We start from the raw sequence: 17,948 nt of genomic DNA on the forward strand, positions 1-17,948 counted from the left end.
ATTTCACTTTACTGAAAGAAACCTCCGCTAATCATTGTTCTATCAGCTGTACTGCTAGAGCTGATTCCTTGACAAAACTGCACCACTATGCGAATGGATGATATAGTTTTCTAGCCATTTGCCCTCCCCCTTCTAGCCAACTTACTACACTTATCATTCATGCTTTCCCTCTGCCGCCTATACACCACACTCCTTTTGATCGCTACCAGTTGTCTAGCTACAGCTGGTGCTTTCAGAACTGTAGTGATCGATGCTGGTCACGGTGGCAAAGACATCGGTGGCAATTACGATAAAGTTTACGAAAAACATCTCGCCCTCGATACCGCAAAACGCGTCGAGTATATGCTGAAGAAAAAAGGCTACTCGACGAAAATGACACGGACCAGTGACGTCTTCATCTCACTCCAAAAGCGCGCCTCCATAGGCAACCGCTACAGCAACTCTATCTTCGTCTCAATCCACTATAACTACACCTACCGTAAGGCTGCCTGCGGCATCGAAACTTTCTACTATACCTCGCGCTCAAAGCCACTCGCGAAATACGTCAACGAGGCAGTGCGCTCTAAAACGCGAGCCCACAACAGAGGAGTTAAATTCGCCCGCTACTACGTCATCCGTAATGCTAAAAACCCTGCGATCCTTTTTGAAGGTGGATTTCTCCAAAACACTAGCGAACGCCGCGCCGTCAAGAAGGGATCCTACCGTCAAAAAATAGCTGAAGGCATTGTTCAAGGAATTGAAAAATACCAATACGCCCGCAAAAAAGGCTGGGCAAGGTAGGCTCCCCCTCCACCTAAGCTGGGAATAAATTGCGCTTCCCACCCATCACACTTGTATGAAACCTCCTGAGCACAATGCTAGGGAACATCACGCCAAGCCCCAACTATCGCCGCTCATGAAGTGGCTCATTTTTGGACTCGTTGCCTACCTCATTCTTAATGGGATACTCAACAACAAACTAACGCCTTGCTGAGTACTCCCCCAAGACCACGGCAACTCGGTCGAGTTGCCTCAAAAAACTAATAAAACTCAGTCCAGCGCAACTAGCGAGGCCGGAAATTAACCCCACCTCCCTCAGGCATATTGCGTAAAAAGTCTGCAACTTGTAGAAAAAAATCGTGGAGCATCGCCTTCGCATCCTCCACAATGTCTGCATCATCCATCGCAGCATCCATCAGTTCCACCCAGCGGTCACGTTCACGAATTCCTATCTGAAACGGCATGTGACGTGCTCTAAGTCTTGGGTGTCCTCTTTTCTGAGTATATGTCTCGTCTCCTGCCAACCGAAAAAGTAAGAAATCTCGTAACCGTTCCTCAGCCCCTACCAAGTCACCCTCTGGGTACATTGGTCCCAATATTGAATCTCCTGGCACCCTCTTATAAAAATGCTTCACCATCCGCTCGATCCCATCTCGACCAACCTTTTCCATTATAAAATTCTCATTCATAAGTAATCGCCTATAATTGTTAGAACAATTAGATTTATCACAGAAATGTTACGTAATACACATGTTTGTACACTTGACCTTTCCATCAATGTATTCTGTAACTCGCCTAGTTCCTCCACTTAGTAAATTATAATCGTATGTCGTCCGATCAAATTCCGCAAGCTATCCCCTTCGAAGCTCCTGCAGTCGAAATCATCAGCCAGCTTTTACCCTCCTATTCCTTCGAGTCTCTTATCGCAACCGGAGGCATGGGTGCCGTCTATAAAGCGACACAAACTTCTCTCGACCGTCCCGTTGCAGTCAAAATTCTCCCACCTGAATTAGGCGCAGACGACACTTTCCGCCAAGGCTTTGAAACTGAAGCCAAACTCATGGCGCGCCTCAATCACCCCAACCTCATTGGAGTCTACGACTTCGGTGAAGTCGACGGCATGCTCTACATCGTCATGGAATTTGTCGATGGCACCACCCTCTACGAACACGCCTACCAGAAGCAGCTCCCTCAACTCGAAGCCGTAGAAATCATCATAGGTATCTCAGATGGTCTCTACAATGCACACAAAGCTGGCATTCTCCACCGTGACATTAAGCCTGCAAACATCTTCATTACCAAAGATGGCACTCCTAAAATCGGGGACTTCGGCCTTGCCCGCCCTTCAGGTAACACAGAATCAGGCGTCATATACGGCACTCCGGGCTATGCAGCACCAGAAGTAGTAGCCGCTCCAGATAAAGTCAGCGCAGCTACTGATATTTTTGCCGTCGGCGTCATGCTTTACGAACTCCTCGCAGGTAAGATGCCTGAGCAAATCTACCAACCTCTCGAACGATTCGGCAAATTTGACAGTTCTCTCGAACGCTCCATCCGCAAAGCAATAGCCGCGGACCCAGCCCTGCGCTACCAATCAGCCGAAGAGCTTTCCGAGAAACTCAATGAAGTTCGCCGCCGCATCAAAACCGGTCAAAAACTCGCTCCTAAAGCGACCTCAGCCATGCCGAGATCCGTTGTCAGCGGTGCCACTGCTCGCACCACCACTTCGAGTAAAAAGGTCAAGAAAAAGAGCTCTGGCTTCCTATCATTAGCCGCCATTATAGCACTCTCTGCAGGCATCTACTATGCATGGCAGGCCTATGAAGCAAAGAAGGCTGACATCGCCAAAGTCGAACAGCAGAACGCCGAAATTCCTGACCAAATTCATGAAAAAGAAGACGGCTCAAAACTCGAAGTCTTTTTCGATGACTCATCTAAAAACAGACTCGTCAAAGCCAACGGCAAAGTAGACCAAACTGATTCTCTCGCCAGTGCAGAGAACTCAGGAAAAAAACTCAGCACCAAGCGGAAAGAAACAATACAGGCTAGCAACTCTAAGAAAGATCCTCAGAACGAGACTCCTGCAGCACCAGCACTGAGCGATGAAGAACTCGAAAAACAATTCATCGCAGCACTCACCGCCCAGAATCCAGAACTTGCAGAACTCATTCAAGAAAAACGTGCTGTCTTGCTTGATAACGGAGTGCGCCTCGTGGCATTCATCCATGACGACATCACTTGGTTAGAAGCTGAGAAAATCTGCAAAAAATACGGAGCGTCCCTCGCGGTGCTGGCCGACAAAGACGACATAGCAAAAGTCAAAACCATCATCCCAACTTGGGGAGCTTGCTGGATTGGCGCCTACACCGACGGTGATCAAAAATGGAACTGGGTAGATGGCTCTCCTTGGAAAGATAGTATTGAAATCCGCACAACGACCTCCACAGCCTACGCTCAGATCGATTCCGACATTTTTGCTAGCGCGAAAAAAGACACTGACACTGCAGGCTTCCTTATTGAATGGAAAAAAGAAGACTCTGAGAAAAATAAAGCTGCAAATGAATCTAGCAGCATAAAGAAGATCTCCAGCTCAGCCTCATAAATAACTTACTTTAAAACGTCCAAAGCCCAGGATCTCGTCAGAGACCTGGGTTTTTTCGTTATTCATCCCTCACCTCAAAAAAGTGGTTTTCATTTTCTAGTCTCTCACATACCATACCCAATACTCAAACATCCCCCTACAAAATACTTTATAACGTATTGAGGATGCCTAATAATTTCACACCGCCATCACCCGAAGAACTAAATGATCTTCTACCAGATTATCGAATAGATTCCTTTCTAGCAAAAGGCGGCATGGGCGCAGTCTACCTAGCGAAACAACTCAAGCTAGACCGTGAAGTTGCGATTAAAATCCTCCCAAAAGAATTCGGTGACAACCCCACTTTTCGCAATGCTTTTAAACTTGAAGCTAAAGCAATGGCTAAGCTCAGCCATCCAAACCTCGTTCGAATCTTCGACTTTGGCTCCATCGATGACACCCTCTACCTCGTCATAGAATACGTTCCGGGACGCACACTCTTCGACAAAGCGCATAAGCGAAAGGTCGACATGAAAGAAGCAGCTATCCTAATCGCAGAGATATGCCGAGGACTCGACCACGCGCATCGCTCCGGCCTCATCCACCGCGACATCAAACCTGCCAATATCCTCATTGATGACGAAGCTCGCCCCAAAATAGTCGACTTCGGCCTCGCCCGCCCACTCGATGACACCCACGATGGCGGAACGGTCTATGGCACCAAAGGCTACACAGCTCCAGAAGTTCTGCGTGACCCACACGGTATAGACCAGAAAGCCGACATTTTCTCAGCTGGAGTCATGCTCTACGAGCTGCTGACTGGCCAGCTCGTTCCTTACCCCTACCTCTCGGCCTCCAAACTCAGCGACTCCTACGAAGACTTCGACGTCATCATCCTTAAAGCCATCCACCCTCAACGCGAACTCCGCTACCCTCACGCGTCTGAAATGGCCGAAGAACTCGAAGCACTTGTGGAAAAAATTGAAGCCGCCGAGAGCGAACATCAAAAAGAACAAAACCAACCTAGCTTCCTATTGGTAACCGCTCTCCAACCACTGCAACTAGCTTCGGCAAGTTCAACAATCGGTATTCCACTCATCGCACTTATCCTAACCCTTCTCACCACCACCTTCCTCTGGTTAGTCTTTGCGTTTTAATTTCTCTACCACGCATTTCACAGAGACAAACGTCCCCATACAGGCTAGAGTGAACTATTCACCTATGAAAAAGCTCCTCTTCTCCGCCATCATTGCTCTCTCAGCTGCACTCTCTATCAGCTACGGGCTAGCAAGCACTAGCAATCCCTATGCTCTCCAAAATGGAGATATCGTGTTCCAGAGCGGACACCGCGGCCAAGCCAATGCCATTAAAGCCGCCACCAACTCCCAGTGGACCCACGTCGGTGTCGTCTTTAAAAATGAAGACCAATGGTGGGTCTTCGAAGCAGTCCAACCCGTAAAATATACCAAACTCGAAAACTGGATTAAACGCCACCCACACAGCTTCCACGCTCGACGACTCAAAGACAGTAGCCAGATCACTCCCGCGAACCTCGTTAAAGCTGAAATCTGGGCCAAACAACAGCTCGACAAACCCTACGACCTCAAATTCCTCTGGGATGACGAACACCTCTATTGCTCAGAACTCGTCTGGAAAATCTACAAGCACGCCACCGGCATCGAACTCTGTCCTCCTCGCCACATGGGCTCCTACAACCTCAGCGACCCCACCGTAGCCGCTCTCATCGAACGCCGCTACGGCAGCATTGCTAACCTCCCAAAAGACGCCCCTGTCGTCGCCCCCTCAGACCTCGCCGAGTCCCCACTCCTCACCGAAGTCCCTAAAAAGTAAGCTCCTCCATTTGGCGCTACTCGAACCCACCCTTCCGCCAACGACGAAACTCATACCAGCCTAGGCTAAAGCGAAGTGTCGACCAATAAAACCTACGCACACATCCCTACTGGATAAAAGCCAGCCTCACCCTATTCGTGTCATTCGTGCGATCCGTGATAAAACATCAATAACCCTAGACATTTTTCGAAATATTCACGCATTCCCAGACCCACTCTCCTCCCCCAAAAAGCAAACTGCCGATATCACGCATCTCTCTTAATTCCTAATTGCTCAAAACCTAATTGAGATTAAACTCCCCCCGTGCCAGAGAACATCCCAGCCATCCAGATTCGAGGAGCCCGCCAACACAATCTCAAAAACCTCGATATCGATATCCCGACCAACCAACTCACGGTCATCACTGGCCCCTCTGGATCAGGGAAATCCTCACTCGCCTTCCACACCCTTTACGCCGAAGGCCAACGCCGTTACGTCGAGACATTTTCTCCCTACGTCCGCCAGTTCCTCGATCGCATGGACAAACCCGTCGTCGACCGCATCGACAACATACCTCCCGCCATCGCCATTGAGCAAAAAAATGCCATCCGCACCACCCGCTCCACCGTCGGCACACTCACTGAACTCAATGACTACCTCAAAGTCATATTTCCTAAACTCGCCCGTGCCTTCGATCCCAAAACCGGAGAAGAAATCAAACCCGACACCCCAGCTACCATCATTGACTGGGCCTACCAAAACCATGCCGAAGAATCCGTCCTAGTTCTCTTCCCCATAACCATTTCTAAAGACGCTACCACTGCAGAGGTCTTCAACTTCCTCAGCCAACAAGGCTACCTCCGCGTCCTAAAAGACAATCAAATACTCCGCACCGATGACGAACCAACAGATTCCCCTTGGGGCGATCCCTCAGCCGTCATTATCCAAGACAGGATCAGCCTAACAAAGCCTAACAAGAAGCGACTCCACGAAGCCCTCGAAGCCGCACTCAACTACGGCAAAAGCAACTGCTCTATCCTTTCTCAATTCAACACACCGGACTCAACACTCAATACTTTTTCAACCGAGTGGAAAAACCCGAAAACCGGCTTCACCCTGCGCCCACCTACCGCCTCTCTATTCTCCTTCAACTCCCCACTCGGCGCCTGCCCAGAGTGCCGTGGATTCGGCCGCATTATTGGTATTGATCTCAACAAAGCCATCCAAGACCCCACCCTCACAATCCGCGAAGGCGTCATTAAGCCCTTCGAAGGAGAACGTGGAGCCGAGTGTAAGGACGACCTTATCCGCTGTGCGCGCGAGTACGGTGTCGACACCAACACCCCTTGGCACTTACTCCCTAAAAAGGATCAAGATTGGGTTCTCAAAGGAGAAGCGGGCAATGCAGATAAACTCTGGAAAGCTGGAAAATGGTACGGCGTGCGCGGCTTCTTCGACTGGATGGAAACCAAAGCCTACAAAATGCATGTCCGCGTCTTCCTCTCCCGTTATCGCGCCTACACCGACTGCCCCGTTTGTAATGCTACCCGCCTCAAACCTGAAGCCCTTTGCTTCAAAATCAACGGCAAAACCCTCCCTGACCTCTGGCACATCCCCCTCTGCGATCTAAAAAAATGGTTCGATGATCTCATTCAACTCTCGACACACAACACTCAACATTTAGCCGAGGCCAGTCAATCGACATCGCTCAAACACGCAATGTCTGAAATCACCAGCCGACTCAGCTACTTGAACGATGTCGGCCTAGGCTACCTCACCCTAGACCGCCCAGCCCGCACCCTCTCCGGTGGAGAAATCGAACGCGTCAATCTAACAACATGCCTCGGCGCCGCCCTAACAAACACCCTCTTTGTACTCGATGAACCGACTGTTGGCCTCCACGCACGTGACATCAATCGCCTGATAACCGTCATGCACAACCTGCGTGACAAGGGGAATACCGTCGTTGTCGTCGAACACGAAGAAGCCGTCATGCGCCAAGCAGACAACCTCCTCGACATCGGCCCCGCCGCCGGTGAAAAAGGCGGCCAAATCACCTACCACGGTCCACTAACTGGCAATCTGAAATCTGAAACTTTAAATCATCAATCTTCAGTCACACTGCCTTACCTCACTGGTGAGAAACGCATCGAGACACCGAAAAAACGTAGAAAATCGCGCAAGAAACTCACCTTTACAGGCGCTCACAAACACAACATCGAGAACCAAACGATCTCTATCCCCACCAGCACCTTCACCTGCCTCACCGGCGTATCGGGATCAGGAAAATCGACGATGGCTAACGACGTCATCTACCTTAACCTCCAAAAAGCCTTCCTACTCAACACCGAAGAAGACCCCGCCTTCATCAAGTCCCTCAAAGGCATCGACCACATCTCGGGCGTCGAACGCGTCGACCAGTCACCCCTCACCAAGACCCCACGCTCTACACCCGCCGTCTACGCAGGAGCTTTCGATGCCATCCGCGAACTCTTCGCCCTAACAGACGAAGCCGCTGACAGAAATCTCAAAGCCGGCTTCTTCTCATTCAACTCCGGCGCCGGACGCTGCGAGCGGTGCTGGGGCAATGGCTTTGAAAAAGTTGAAATGCAGTTCCTCAGCGACCTCTATATCACCTGCCCAGAATGCGATGGCTCACGCTACAATAACTCAGCCCTCGAAATAAAACTGAAAGGAAAGTCGATCGCAGACATCCTTAACCTCACCATCACTGAAGCTCTTAAATTCTTTGCCATCGCAAACGGTGAAACTAAATCTAAGACGCTCACACTGAAAACCAAGATCGCCAAAGCGCTCCAACCCATGGTCGATGTCGGCCTCGGCTACCTTCGTCTAGGCCAACCTCTCAACACCCTATCGGGCGGAGAATCTCAGCGCATCAAACTCTGCCAACTTCTCTCCAAGACCAAAAAAGTCACCGATGCCGGCCAGCTCCTCATCCTCGACGAGCCCACCACGGGCCTCCACTTCACTGACATCGAAAAGCTCCTTCAAGTCTTCCAGTCCCTCGTCAATGCTGGCCACACCTTACTCGTCATCGAACATAACCTCGATGTTATTCGCTCCGCTGATCACCTCATTGAAATGGGCCCCGGCGCAGGAACAGATGGCGGCAAAATCGTCTTCCACGGCACCCCAGAAGAAATTCTCACCACCGAAACGGAAACCGCCAAAGCTCTCAATAACGACCTAAGCCCTACCCAAGGTGCGGAGGGATCGCCGAGCACTCCGCCCGAACTATCTAACAGCATAAAAATTTCAGGAGCCCGCGAACACAATCTAAAAAACTTCGACCTCACCATCCCGCGGGATGAACTCGTCGTCGTCACTGGTCTCTCAGGATCAGGAAAATCCACACTCTCATTCGACATCATCTTTGCCGAAGGCCAGCGCCGATTCCTTGACTCCATGTCACCCTATGCTCGCCAGTTTGCCGGCCAGTTAGAGAAACCCGACATCGATAAAATCGAAGGCCTACCGCCCACCGTTGCCATCGAACAGCGCGTCTCACGCGGTGGTGGAAAATCCACCGTCGGCACCGTCACTGAGATCTTTCACTTCCTCCGCCTACTCTATGCCAAGCTCGGTATCCAGCATTGTCCCGAGTCGGGTGAACCCGTCGTCTCACAAACCAGCGACGCCATTCTCGATCAACTCACAAAAGCCTTCAAAGCCAAGAAACGCACCCTCTTACTCGCCCCGCTCATTAGAGGTCGAAAAGGCTTCCATACCGATGTTGCCGCTGCTGCTGGGCGCAAAGGAATCAAGCTCTTATTAGTCGATGGTAAGCTGATTGCCACAGAAGACTTCACGGCGCTCGCCCGCTATAAGGAGCACGATATCTTCGCCGTCATCACAGACAACACCACTCCCACCTCCGAGGAACTCGCGCAAGCGCTCACCCTTGGCAAAGGCCAATGTGCGACAGCAGTAGAACTAACTACTTCTAACTACCAGCTTCAAACATACTCGACTGCCCGCGTCTCCCCAGTCACTGGCATTTCCTTCCCCGAACTCGATCCTCACCATTTCTCCTTCAACTCGCCGCGCGGTTGGTGCCCGACATGCCGTGGCTATGGCAGCATCGTCGAATCCAAAAAGAAAAAGCGCAAAACCAAGCCGAATGAATACAACTCGGAAGCCGAAGCCGAAATAGCCGAAGAACTCAGCCGATCCAATGCCGATGACGATGAAGTCACCCGCACCAATTGCCCAGAATGCCTCGGCGACCGCATTAATAAAAATGCCCGCTTCGTCTTTATCAACGACAACAATATCGCCCACGTCAGCCGACTCTCAGTGTCCGATGCCGCTGACATGTTAGAAACTTGGAAATGGACTGGGCGCGACAAGCTCATCGCCCGCGATATCCTGCCAGAGATCACACAACGCCTCCGCTTCCTCGAAAAAGTCGGCCTCAACTACCTCTCACTCGATCGCTCCGCCGACACTCTATCAGGTGGAGAGTCCCAGCGTATCCGCCTTGCAGCACAACTCGGTTCAAACCTAACAGGAGTGCTCTACGTGCTAGACGAGCCCACCATTGGCCTTCACCCACGCGACAACCAACAACTCCTCGACACCCTCGAGGCGCTCCGAGCACGGGGGAACTCACTACTCGTCGTCGAGCACGATGACGAAACAATGCGCCGCGCCACCCAGCTCATCGACCTCGGACCAGGGGCTGGAATCAATGGCGGTAACATCGTCGCCAACACCACTGGAAAAAAATCCCAGCTCAAGAAAACCCTCAAGGAATTTCCAGACTCACCCACTCTCCACGCCTTCTCTCACCCTCTTCAGCACCCATTATTAGGGAAGCGCCGCAGCATCCCTAAAATTGCTGAAAAGAAAGCGTGGCTCAAACTCACAGGTTGTAACTACAACAACCTCAAAAATATCGACGTTCGCATCCCTCACGGTCGACTCACCGTCATCACCGGTGTCTCCGGCTGTGGTAAATCCTCCCTCATGCGCGGCACCCTCCCCCACGCTGTGAAGAAAAAAACTACCAACTCCAAACTAGCAACTTCTAACTATTTTTCGAAATCCGAAGGATTTGAAAAGATCAAGCATTGCTACGAAGTCGACCAATCACCGATTGGCAAAACCTCACGCTCCTGCCCCGCCACCTACGTCAAGATCCTTGACGACATCCGCAAGCTCTACGCAGTCGTTCCTGAAGCACGCATGCGTGGCTACACGGCCTCGCGCTTCAGCTTTAACAATGCCGAAGGCCAATGCCCTGAGTGTAAGGGAAATGGGCGTATCAAACTTGAAATGGATTTCCTCCCCACCACCTGGGTTCCTTGCCATACTTGCAACGAGAAACGCTACAACCAAGCCACCCTCGAAATCCTCTACAATGGAAAAACCATTGGCGATGTCCTCGAAATGAACATCTCCACCGCCGCCGAGTTCTTCAAAAATCACACCAAACTCCACCGCACCCTTTCCTTGTTAGACGATACCGGGCTCGGCTACCTCAAGCTCGGACAGCCCTCACCCACCCTCTCAGGTGGTGAAGCCCAGCGCCTCAAGCTCGTGGCAGAGCTCACCAAAGGGCGCAAGTCCGTTCGCAATGTCACGCGCAACAACACCAACCTCTACCTCATCGAAGAACCCACCATTGGCCTCCACCAAGAAGACGTAAAAAAACTCATCGAGGTCCTCCACCGCCTAGTCGACGAAGACCACACCGTCGTCGTCATCGAGCACCACACCGCCATCATGGCAGAAGCCGACTACCTCATCGACATGGGGCCAGAAGCCGGCGACCATGGCGGCACCATCGTCGCCCAAGGCACTCCCGAGCGCGTCGCCACCAACAAAAACTCTCGCACCGCCCCCTTCATTGCTGAAACCTTAAGAAATTAACTGAACTTCCATACAGCAAAAGACACAAACAATCGCAAAAGCACTAGGCCGTTTTATAGTAAGAATTAAGTCGTGCAACGAGATCAAAGGTTTTTCACCTAATATTCGCCAAATACCATTTGAAAAAAGCCCCCGACTCAGTCTGATGCAGAGAGCCTACCTATGCTTAAGTTGACGCTAATGAGGTAAGTCCTCCCCAGAATTAGGTAATCACCGAGGGTTGCTAATTTGCTCACTTCGCGCTACGCGCTTAGGTGCTTTGACTACTGCAGCATCCAACAACTCGGTTCCAGCCGCCGCCGTGCGTGAGATTTCACGCCGCCGTACCTTTGCCATCATCTCTCACCCAGATGCGGGTAAGACCACTCTCACCGAAAAGCTTCTCCTCTACGGAGGAGCTATTGGCCTCGCTGGAAGCGTCACCTCTAAGAAAGAACAACAGTCCACTTCAAGTGACTGGATGGCCATGGAAAAAGAGCGCGGAATCTCCGTCTCCTCCACAGTCTTGCAATTCGAATACAACGCCTGCTGCGTCAACCTACTCGACACCCCAGGTCACCACGATTTCTCTGAAGACACCTACCGCGTACTCTCTGCAGTCGATGCCGCTGTCATGGTTATCGATGCTGGTAAAGGGATCGAAGCTCAAACGCTGAAACTCTTCGACGTCTGCCGCAGACGCGGGGTCCCCATTTTCGTTTTCATCAACAAGATGGACCGTCCATCGCGTCCGCCACTCGAACTCCTCGACGAACTCGAAACCGTTCTCAAGCTAGCTCCTGCTCCTGTCAATTGGCCACTCGGCGATGGTCCACGCTTCCGCGGAGTCTTCGATCGCCAAAAGGGTGAAGTCAACCTTTTCGAGAAAACTGCACACGGTGCCTTCAAAGCCCCACTCGAAGTTGCTGGCATTGACGATGAAACAGTCCGCGCGTCTTTAGATGAAGACCTCTACGAGACAGTCACCTCAGAACTCGAAATGATCGATGGCCTCACCGAGCCGCTCGATATCGAAAAAGTCATCGCGGGCGAGCAAATGCCTATTTACTTCGGTAGTGCCATGAACAACTTCGGGGTCCAAAACATGCTCGAAAGCTTCTTGGACCTAGCTCCCGCACCAACTGGTCGATTCAACAATGGCGAAATGGTCGCCCCGACTACCAACAATTTTTCTGGCTTCGTATTCAAAATTCAAGCCAACATGAACCCCCGCCACCGTGACCGCGCAGTCTTCATTCGCATCGTCTCCGGAGTCTTTGAGCGCGATATGCAGGTAGTCGACCAGCGCACTGGTAAAAAAGTTCGCCTCGCCAATGCCCAAAAACTCTTTGGACAAGGCCGCGAAACTCTCGACACAGCCTACGCTGGTGACGTCCTAGCACTCATCGGCAACTACAACTTCCTCATCGGCGACACCCTGACAAGTGATCCAAAGGTTACTTACGATGAGATGCCTCGCTTCACCCCAGAGTGCTTTGCCTACATTCTCAATAATGACACCGCCGCGATTAAACGCTACCGCTCTGGCATGGAACAACTGATGAAAGAAGGTGTCGCTCAGGCGTATACTGTCCACGGAAGTTCGCAGGCAGTTCCTATGTTAGGAGCCGTAGGCCCACTCCAGTTCGAAGTCCTCCGCGCACGACTCGAATCCGAGTACAATGTCCCAACCCGTCTCGAGACTCCACCCTGGTCTGTCGTACAATGGTTCAAAGAAAATGAACCAGACACTAACAGAAGAGAGCAAGACCCTCCAAAGGTACATCTCCCCTCAGGTGCCGCCATCGCACGTGACCAAGATAACAACTGGGTCGTCCTCCTCTCTTCTAAATACATGGTCTCGGTACTCCACGATCGCAATGAGCACCTCACCTTCCGCGACCACGCCAGCGAATAAGCTGGTGTGAGTCTGACTCGGCTCAACTCTCCACTACCTTTCGCCACCAATTTCGCGTAGCCTTAACACTCAGAAGGGATAGTGGACTCTCTTGCAGAACTTGAAAAAAACGAAAAACCATATAAAACAGACAAGTACATGAAATTTTACTCTCGAAAATGGGTGAAGCCCGAAGACCTTAATGCTAACGGCACCCTCTTTGGTGGCCGACTTCTCGCTTGGATCGACGAAGAAGCCGTCATCTATGCAATGTGTCAGTTAGACAGCAAACATCTCGTCACACGCTTCGTTTCCGAAGTCAGCTTTATCAATGCAGCGCAACACGGAGATGTCATCGAACTCGGTCTCGAAACCGTTAGCGTAGGTCGCACATCCATCACTCTGAAGTGTGTCGCTCGTAACAAAGTCACTAAGCAAGACATCCTCACTATCGAGCGCCTCGTCTTCGTCCAACTCGACGAAAACGGCCAACCCACAGCACACAAGTTAGCGCCCGAAGCGTAACCCTACTGTAGTTGCGCCAACGATATGGATTGCTTTCCTCAAAATGCGTATCGCCATTCTGAAAAAATTGGCACAAGATCTTCCTCCACGCATTCATGAGCAATCCCAATCCATCATCGTCTAGACCTAATACTTCCCCTAACAGCACTCCAAAGAAGCAGCGTCTCACCGCTCCTAGCAAGGCTGAAACTTCCCTGCTACCAACGTTCCCAGGGCTTTCCGAGAACCAGATTCATGTCCCCGTGAGCCAGCAAGAATGCCAGGCCGCAGTCGATGCCATTACCGCGGCAGGAGTGACAGGATTCGATACTGAGGCTAAACCCACCTTCCGCAGAGGTGAAAAAAGTAGCGGACCTCATGTCGTACAGTTTGCTCTAACTGATTGCGCATATCTCTTTCAGCTCCACCGCCCTTGCTGCGAAAAAGCGGCTGCCAAGCTCATCGCATCCGAGCAGCTTCTCAAGGTTGGCTTTGGCCTTAAAAATGACCACACCCAGATTCGCAGCCGCTTCGGCATTGAACTAAAACACGTGCTCGACCTCGACCAAGTATACCGCCAAATAGGTTATGGTAGAAATATTGGCGTACGTGGAGCCATCGGCGTCCAACTCAAACAATGCTTTAAAAAATCAAAAACAATCACCATGAGTAACTGGGCTGAGAACACACTCACTCCACGCCAACTCGTCTATGCGGCAAACGACGCCTATGCCGCGCTCAAGATTATGGAAAGCCTGCAATCCGAAGGCCTCCTCGAGTAAAGCTACAAAAGTGATCTACGTAAAATAGATCACTTCCCATAACTCAACTGTTCATTATAAAGCTCAGCCTTAAGCTCCTTTGCTCATCAGCTGAGCGAGTTGACTTGCTTTCTCTAGGATCGCAGTCTTGTCACATCCGTGAGAGTAGTAATTCTTCAACAACATTGCGATCATGTTAGGAGTAAGATTGTAAGGCTTAGTCGCTAGAACATCCCGAAGACTTTGCTTTTCATTGTCGCGAAGAATAACAATCGCCTGCTCGTGGAATTCCTTAGGGATCGTTTTTTCGATCTCTTCCTGAAGCTTCTTAGGTGTTGATTTAGGAAAGCCGAATGTGGACTTCGGTGCGTTCTGTTGTTCTGACATAATATTAAATGAATGAAGTGTTATAAATTGATAAAGACTGAGATCTCGAAAGTCGAGAGACCTCGAGTTCTCGCTTGCTATAGGTGAATCGACAATAGAGTCAACAGAAACAAAAACGACTGCTCACTTACCCCACTCTTGCGAACCTGTTTGACATTCACTCAGAGCCCCCCACTAACAACGCATTGATTCACAACTCATCATTATGGCTAAACCAAAAGGATACACTTCTATCGAATTCGATGTCTACGAGGCATTAAACTGGGACCGCGACACTATCATCCTAGCGCTCAACGTGATCCGAAAAAAATTCTGTGAACCCCAAGACCTAGCCCGCCACGGCCTAAGCGCCCACATCATGCCACGCGAACTCCCACAGAAACCCGGCGGACTCTACCCTGTAATCGGCTTAGTCATCCCCACCACCAAGTACTTTGGCCACTTCGACACCCATTCCATTACCTCCCTCTTCGAGGCTTGGAAACGAACCCACCAGATTTCTGATCTCCTCAAAGAAGCCTCAAGCATCGGTGTCCCTAATTGGGAACAACTCCTCACCCAAGAAACCTACCCCGTTGACCCACGTACCTTATACGCCTAATCCAAGTCTAGAATTCAATAGGGCGCCTTAAAAGAAGTCCTTCTAGGCCGTTGCTTGCCCAAGACCTTGAATGAACTTGCGCAACACCTGCTCAGGGCATTTGGCATAGTTGCGCTGACCTTCCTTGCGGAAAAATGATCCCAACTCGGCTTTAGTCACCTTGAAGTCAACCTGCTTAAAAACCTCCATCATACCCTCGTCGCGCAGAGAAAGCGCGATTCTCAGCTTCTTCAAAATTTCATTATTAGACAAAAAGTCTAGCGGCTTCGGAACCACCCCGTCGGGACGCTTCCCACGCTTTTCAATAATCAGACCATCGAGGAATCGACAAAGGTCCGCATCGCTCATTTTTTGAAACTCCGCATCCTCATCGCGCTTTAACCATTTTTCGACTTGAGTAGAACTCATCTTCTCCCCCACATGCTCGAAGATTCTAGCAATCTTATAATCATTGAAGTTAAAGGCGTAGCGTAAGCGGCGCAGAATGTCGTTATTCGTCATATATCCCAATCACGCTGATCACCTCTTGAACCAGATACAAGAACAATCCCCCGCCTCGTACCCATTCCAGCAAAACTCCAACGCTAGAAAACTATACCAGCAACAACACTCGCTATGCTTGTCGAAAACTCAACAAGCGTGTAGCCACTCCCAATGGCAAAACTCTCTACCGTTCTATGGTTCATTCCTGTCCTGTTCATCTCATTCGTGCTCTCTGGATGCCAAACGCCTCCTCACCGCCAACCAGCACTTTCTGAAACCTCAATGGCCGATAGATTACCGAAGGATCAACGAGTCACCGCCTCTATTAAGTCCCATAACCATTCTCTCAAACAGGATTTTCTCGATTTAAAAGATGCAGGCCAATGGAGTTCACGTGGCTACTTCTCAGCTCAAGAGAGCGACAGAATCGAACTACTCCTCTTCCGATTTCACACCGCGCACCATCAGCTAAACGACATCGCGGATCGGTATCGCAATGCTAAACAAGGTTCAAGCACCGGTGACCAAGCTCTCGCCCTACGAACCGAGGCGAATCAGCTGGCGTTCGAGCAAGCCCAATTTCTCGTCACCACCTTTGCTGATGATCCCGTTGCCATCAACAAGCTAAACCAAGCATACCCTCGAACAGAAATCCCAGCCAATACCTACGCAGAACTAGCAGGCGCCTTAAAATCTTTACCTAGACGTGAAACTAAACACATTACTCGGCGCATTGAAGACGATTTCGACAAAGTAGCCTATACGGCTCAAGCAGAATTATTTTATCGAGTGAGTCGCCTCAAGAAGCCTACTGCTCAACCACTTTCCTTTAGCAAGAAACAGAAAGATGAACTTATCAGCCAGCTTCAGCCCGGTGATATTATCCTAACTTACACCGCAGGATATGCCAGTGATGTCTTCATTCCCGGTGCCTTTAAACATGGGATGACCTACATCGGAACAAGGACACAGCGACAGCAAATCGTTCAAAACCTTGACCAAGTAGTGATGGTAGGAGGGAGCCGTGAAGCAAAAAAACTTAAGAGAAATTTGCTCACTGAAGAAACAAAACAAGGTCTCCCAGCAAATTTGATCGAAGCCGTGGCCGAAGGAGTCAAATTCAGCAACTTAGACTACATCATGGATACCCACATCAATCGCATGTTAGTTTTAAGACCGAGCCTATCAATCACCGACCGTGCGAGGCACACTGGCCGTACATTTTCTTACCTAGGACAGGAATACGACTTCAGATTCGATTTTGCAGATGCCAGCCGTCAAGTTTGCACCGAAGTAATCTACCGTGCCCTCATGGGGCTCAACGGTTTTGACTTCCCTCTGACCAAGCGTGGTGGCCATGTAACTCTGAGCGCGGACGACATCGTGAACTATTGGCTGAACCAACAACCAGACTCATTCGAATTCGTCCTCTATGTCGACGAAGACCCACTCAACTTCCCCCATAGGGCAAATATTTTAATAGGCCCTCAAGGTAAGAAACGTGTCGAAGAACTCATGCGTGAGCTTGCCTCCAAAAAGTAAATACAGCCACTTTCACCAGTGAAACAAACACACATAATTTGAAGCGATGTATTTCTAACGAGACCCTTCATCATTAGAGTCGAAGTGCATCAATGATTATAAGCGCGTAGACTATTAAAATTTATTAGGAGCTGTTTTAAATGGCAAACCAGTGAGTTCTGCTATCGTCTCCGCTACTGCTTCTGCGTACCCCTTCGGTACATGCAACCCAGTTCCCACTGCTGTCCCCCCTAGAGCTAACTCACTCAAATGAAACAAAGAATGCTTAAGAGCTCTGAGGCCGTAATCAAGCTGCGCCACATAGCCCAAAAACTCTTGCCCCAAGGTGAGCGGCGTAGCATCCATCCAGTGAGTCCGCCCAATTTTTACCACATCCTTCATTTCGCAGCCAACATATCACGCAGCGTCTTCACCTTCAGCAGCGTCTGCTCCACTAGCACTTTGTACGCCGCGATGTGCATCGCCGTCAGAAATGTATCGTTCGACGACTGCGACTTGTCCACGTCATCATTCGAATGCCCCCACCTTCCCCCAGTCCCCCTCCTAACACATGGCAACGGTTCGCAATCACTTCATTACTATTCATACTCGTCTGCGTGCCTGAACCCGTCTGCCACACCACCAACGGAAAATTCTGAATAGAACGCTGAGTCTGCGCTCCCCAAGAACTAACATAGGTCGAACGCACAAAGCCAAACCTCAGAGAATGTTTCCAGCCAAGCACTT

At 50.4% G+C, this 17,948-nt stretch carries 13 protein-coding genes and 1 pseudogene; 10 read left to right on the forward strand and 4 right to left on the reverse strand.

Annotated features, from left to right (window positions below):
- The first annotated feature begins 159 nt into the window (after nucleotides 1-159).
- A complete protein-coding gene (locus ACFPK9_RS07790) occupies nucleotides 160-780 on the forward strand; it encodes an N-acetylmuramoyl-L-alanine amidase family protein (RefSeq protein WP_377094283.1) in 621 nt (206 codons plus the stop codon).
- Between the two features lie 263 nt (nucleotides 781-1,043).
- Here the strand turns inward: ACFPK9_RS07790 and ACFPK9_RS07795 are convergent, their stop codons facing one another.
- A complete protein-coding gene (locus ACFPK9_RS07795; RefSeq protein ID WP_377094284.1) occupies nucleotides 1,044-1,448 on the reverse strand; it encodes a globin domain-containing protein in 405 nt (134 codons plus the stop codon).
- 137 nt (nucleotides 1,449-1,585) lie between these two features.
- Here ACFPK9_RS07795 and ACFPK9_RS07800 point away from each other — a divergent pair, with 137 nt between their 5' ends.
- The 7 genes from ACFPK9_RS07800 (at nucleotide 1,586) to ACFPK9_RS07830 (ending at nucleotide 14,230) form a co-directional block, all read left to right on the forward strand.
- Complete coding sequence (locus ACFPK9_RS07800) at nucleotides 1,586-3,361, forward strand: protein kinase domain-containing protein (RefSeq protein ID WP_377094285.1); 1,776 nt, start codon at nucleotides 1,586-1,588, stop codon at nucleotides 3,359-3,361.
- A gap of 164 nt (nucleotides 3,362-3,525) precedes the next feature.
- Nucleotides 3,526-4,497, forward strand: a complete 972-nt coding sequence (locus ACFPK9_RS07805; RefSeq protein WP_377094286.1) for a serine/threonine-protein kinase — start codon at nucleotides 3,526-3,528, stop codon at nucleotides 4,495-4,497.
- 64 nt (nucleotides 4,498-4,561) lie between these two features.
- Nucleotides 4,562-5,191: a YiiX/YebB-like N1pC/P60 family cysteine hydrolase gene (locus tag ACFPK9_RS07810; RefSeq protein ID WP_377094287.1), complete on the forward strand. Its 630-nt coding sequence runs from the start codon at nucleotides 4,562-4,564 to the stop codon at nucleotides 5,189-5,191.
- A 303-nt stretch (nucleotides 5,192-5,494) separates the two neighbouring features.
- On the forward strand, nucleotides 5,495-11,068 hold the full coding sequence (gene uvrA / locus ACFPK9_RS07815; RefSeq protein ID WP_377094288.1) for an excinuclease ABC subunit UvrA: 5,574 nt from the start codon (nucleotides 5,495-5,497) through the stop codon (nucleotides 11,066-11,068).
- A gap of 259 nt (nucleotides 11,069-11,327) precedes the next feature.
- Nucleotides 11,328-12,965 carry a peptide chain release factor 3 gene (locus ACFPK9_RS07820; protein WP_377094289.1) on the forward strand — a complete coding sequence of 546 codons (1,638 nt, stop codon included), beginning with the start codon at nucleotides 11,328-11,330 and terminating at the stop codon, nucleotides 12,963-12,965.
- Nucleotides 12,966-13,103: 138 nt separating this feature from the next.
- Entirely contained in the window at nucleotides 13,104-13,469 is a 366-nt protein-coding gene (locus tag ACFPK9_RS07825; RefSeq protein WP_377094290.1) for an acyl-CoA thioesterase, read from the forward strand.
- 95 nt (nucleotides 13,470-13,564) lie between these two features.
- Nucleotides 13,565-14,230 carry a 3'-5' exonuclease gene (locus tag ACFPK9_RS07830; protein ID WP_377094291.1) on the forward strand — a complete coding sequence of 222 codons (666 nt, stop codon included), beginning with the start codon at nucleotides 13,565-13,567 and terminating at the stop codon, nucleotides 14,228-14,230.
- A gap of 69 nt (nucleotides 14,231-14,299) precedes the next feature.
- On the opposite strand, the gene ACFPK9_RS07835 is transcribed toward ACFPK9_RS07830, so the two are convergent.
- On the reverse strand, nucleotides 14,300-14,596 hold the full coding sequence (locus ACFPK9_RS07835) for a hypothetical protein (RefSeq protein ID WP_377094292.1): 297 nt from the start codon (nucleotides 14,594-14,596) through the stop codon (nucleotides 14,300-14,302).
- Between the two features lie 205 nt (nucleotides 14,597-14,801).
- Here ACFPK9_RS07835 and ACFPK9_RS07840 point away from each other — a divergent pair, with 205 nt between their 5' ends.
- Nucleotides 14,802-15,197, forward strand: a complete 396-nt coding sequence (locus ACFPK9_RS07840) for a hypothetical protein (protein ID WP_377094293.1) — start codon at nucleotides 14,802-14,804, stop codon at nucleotides 15,195-15,197.
- A 42-nt stretch (nucleotides 15,198-15,239) separates the two neighbouring features.
- Here the strand turns inward: ACFPK9_RS07840 and ACFPK9_RS07845 are convergent, their stop codons facing one another.
- Complete coding sequence (locus tag ACFPK9_RS07845) at nucleotides 15,240-15,698, reverse strand: YehS family protein (RefSeq protein ID WP_377094294.1); 459 nt, start codon at nucleotides 15,696-15,698, stop codon at nucleotides 15,240-15,242.
- A 153-nt stretch (nucleotides 15,699-15,851) separates the two neighbouring features.
- On the opposite strand from ACFPK9_RS07845, the gene ACFPK9_RS07850 reads away from it, so the two are divergent.
- The gene (locus ACFPK9_RS07850) at nucleotides 15,852-17,222 is read left to right on the forward strand and encodes a YiiX/YebB-like N1pC/P60 family cysteine hydrolase (RefSeq protein ID WP_377094295.1); all 1,371 of its coding nucleotides are present in this window, start codon (nucleotides 15,852-15,854) and stop codon (nucleotides 17,220-17,222) included.
- A 117-nt stretch (nucleotides 17,223-17,339) separates the two neighbouring features.
- Here ACFPK9_RS07850 and ACFPK9_RS07855 read toward each other — a convergent pair.
- Nucleotides 17,340-17,853: pseudogene (locus tag ACFPK9_RS07855) on the reverse strand (lyase family protein); the annotation flags it as partial.
- Nucleotides 17,854-17,948: the final 95 nt, after the last annotated feature.

This window comes from Rubritalea spongiae (assembly GCF_042652385.1).
Taxonomy (GTDB): domain Bacteria; phylum Verrucomicrobiota; class Verrucomicrobiia; order Verrucomicrobiales; family Akkermansiaceae; genus Rubritalea; species Rubritalea spongiae.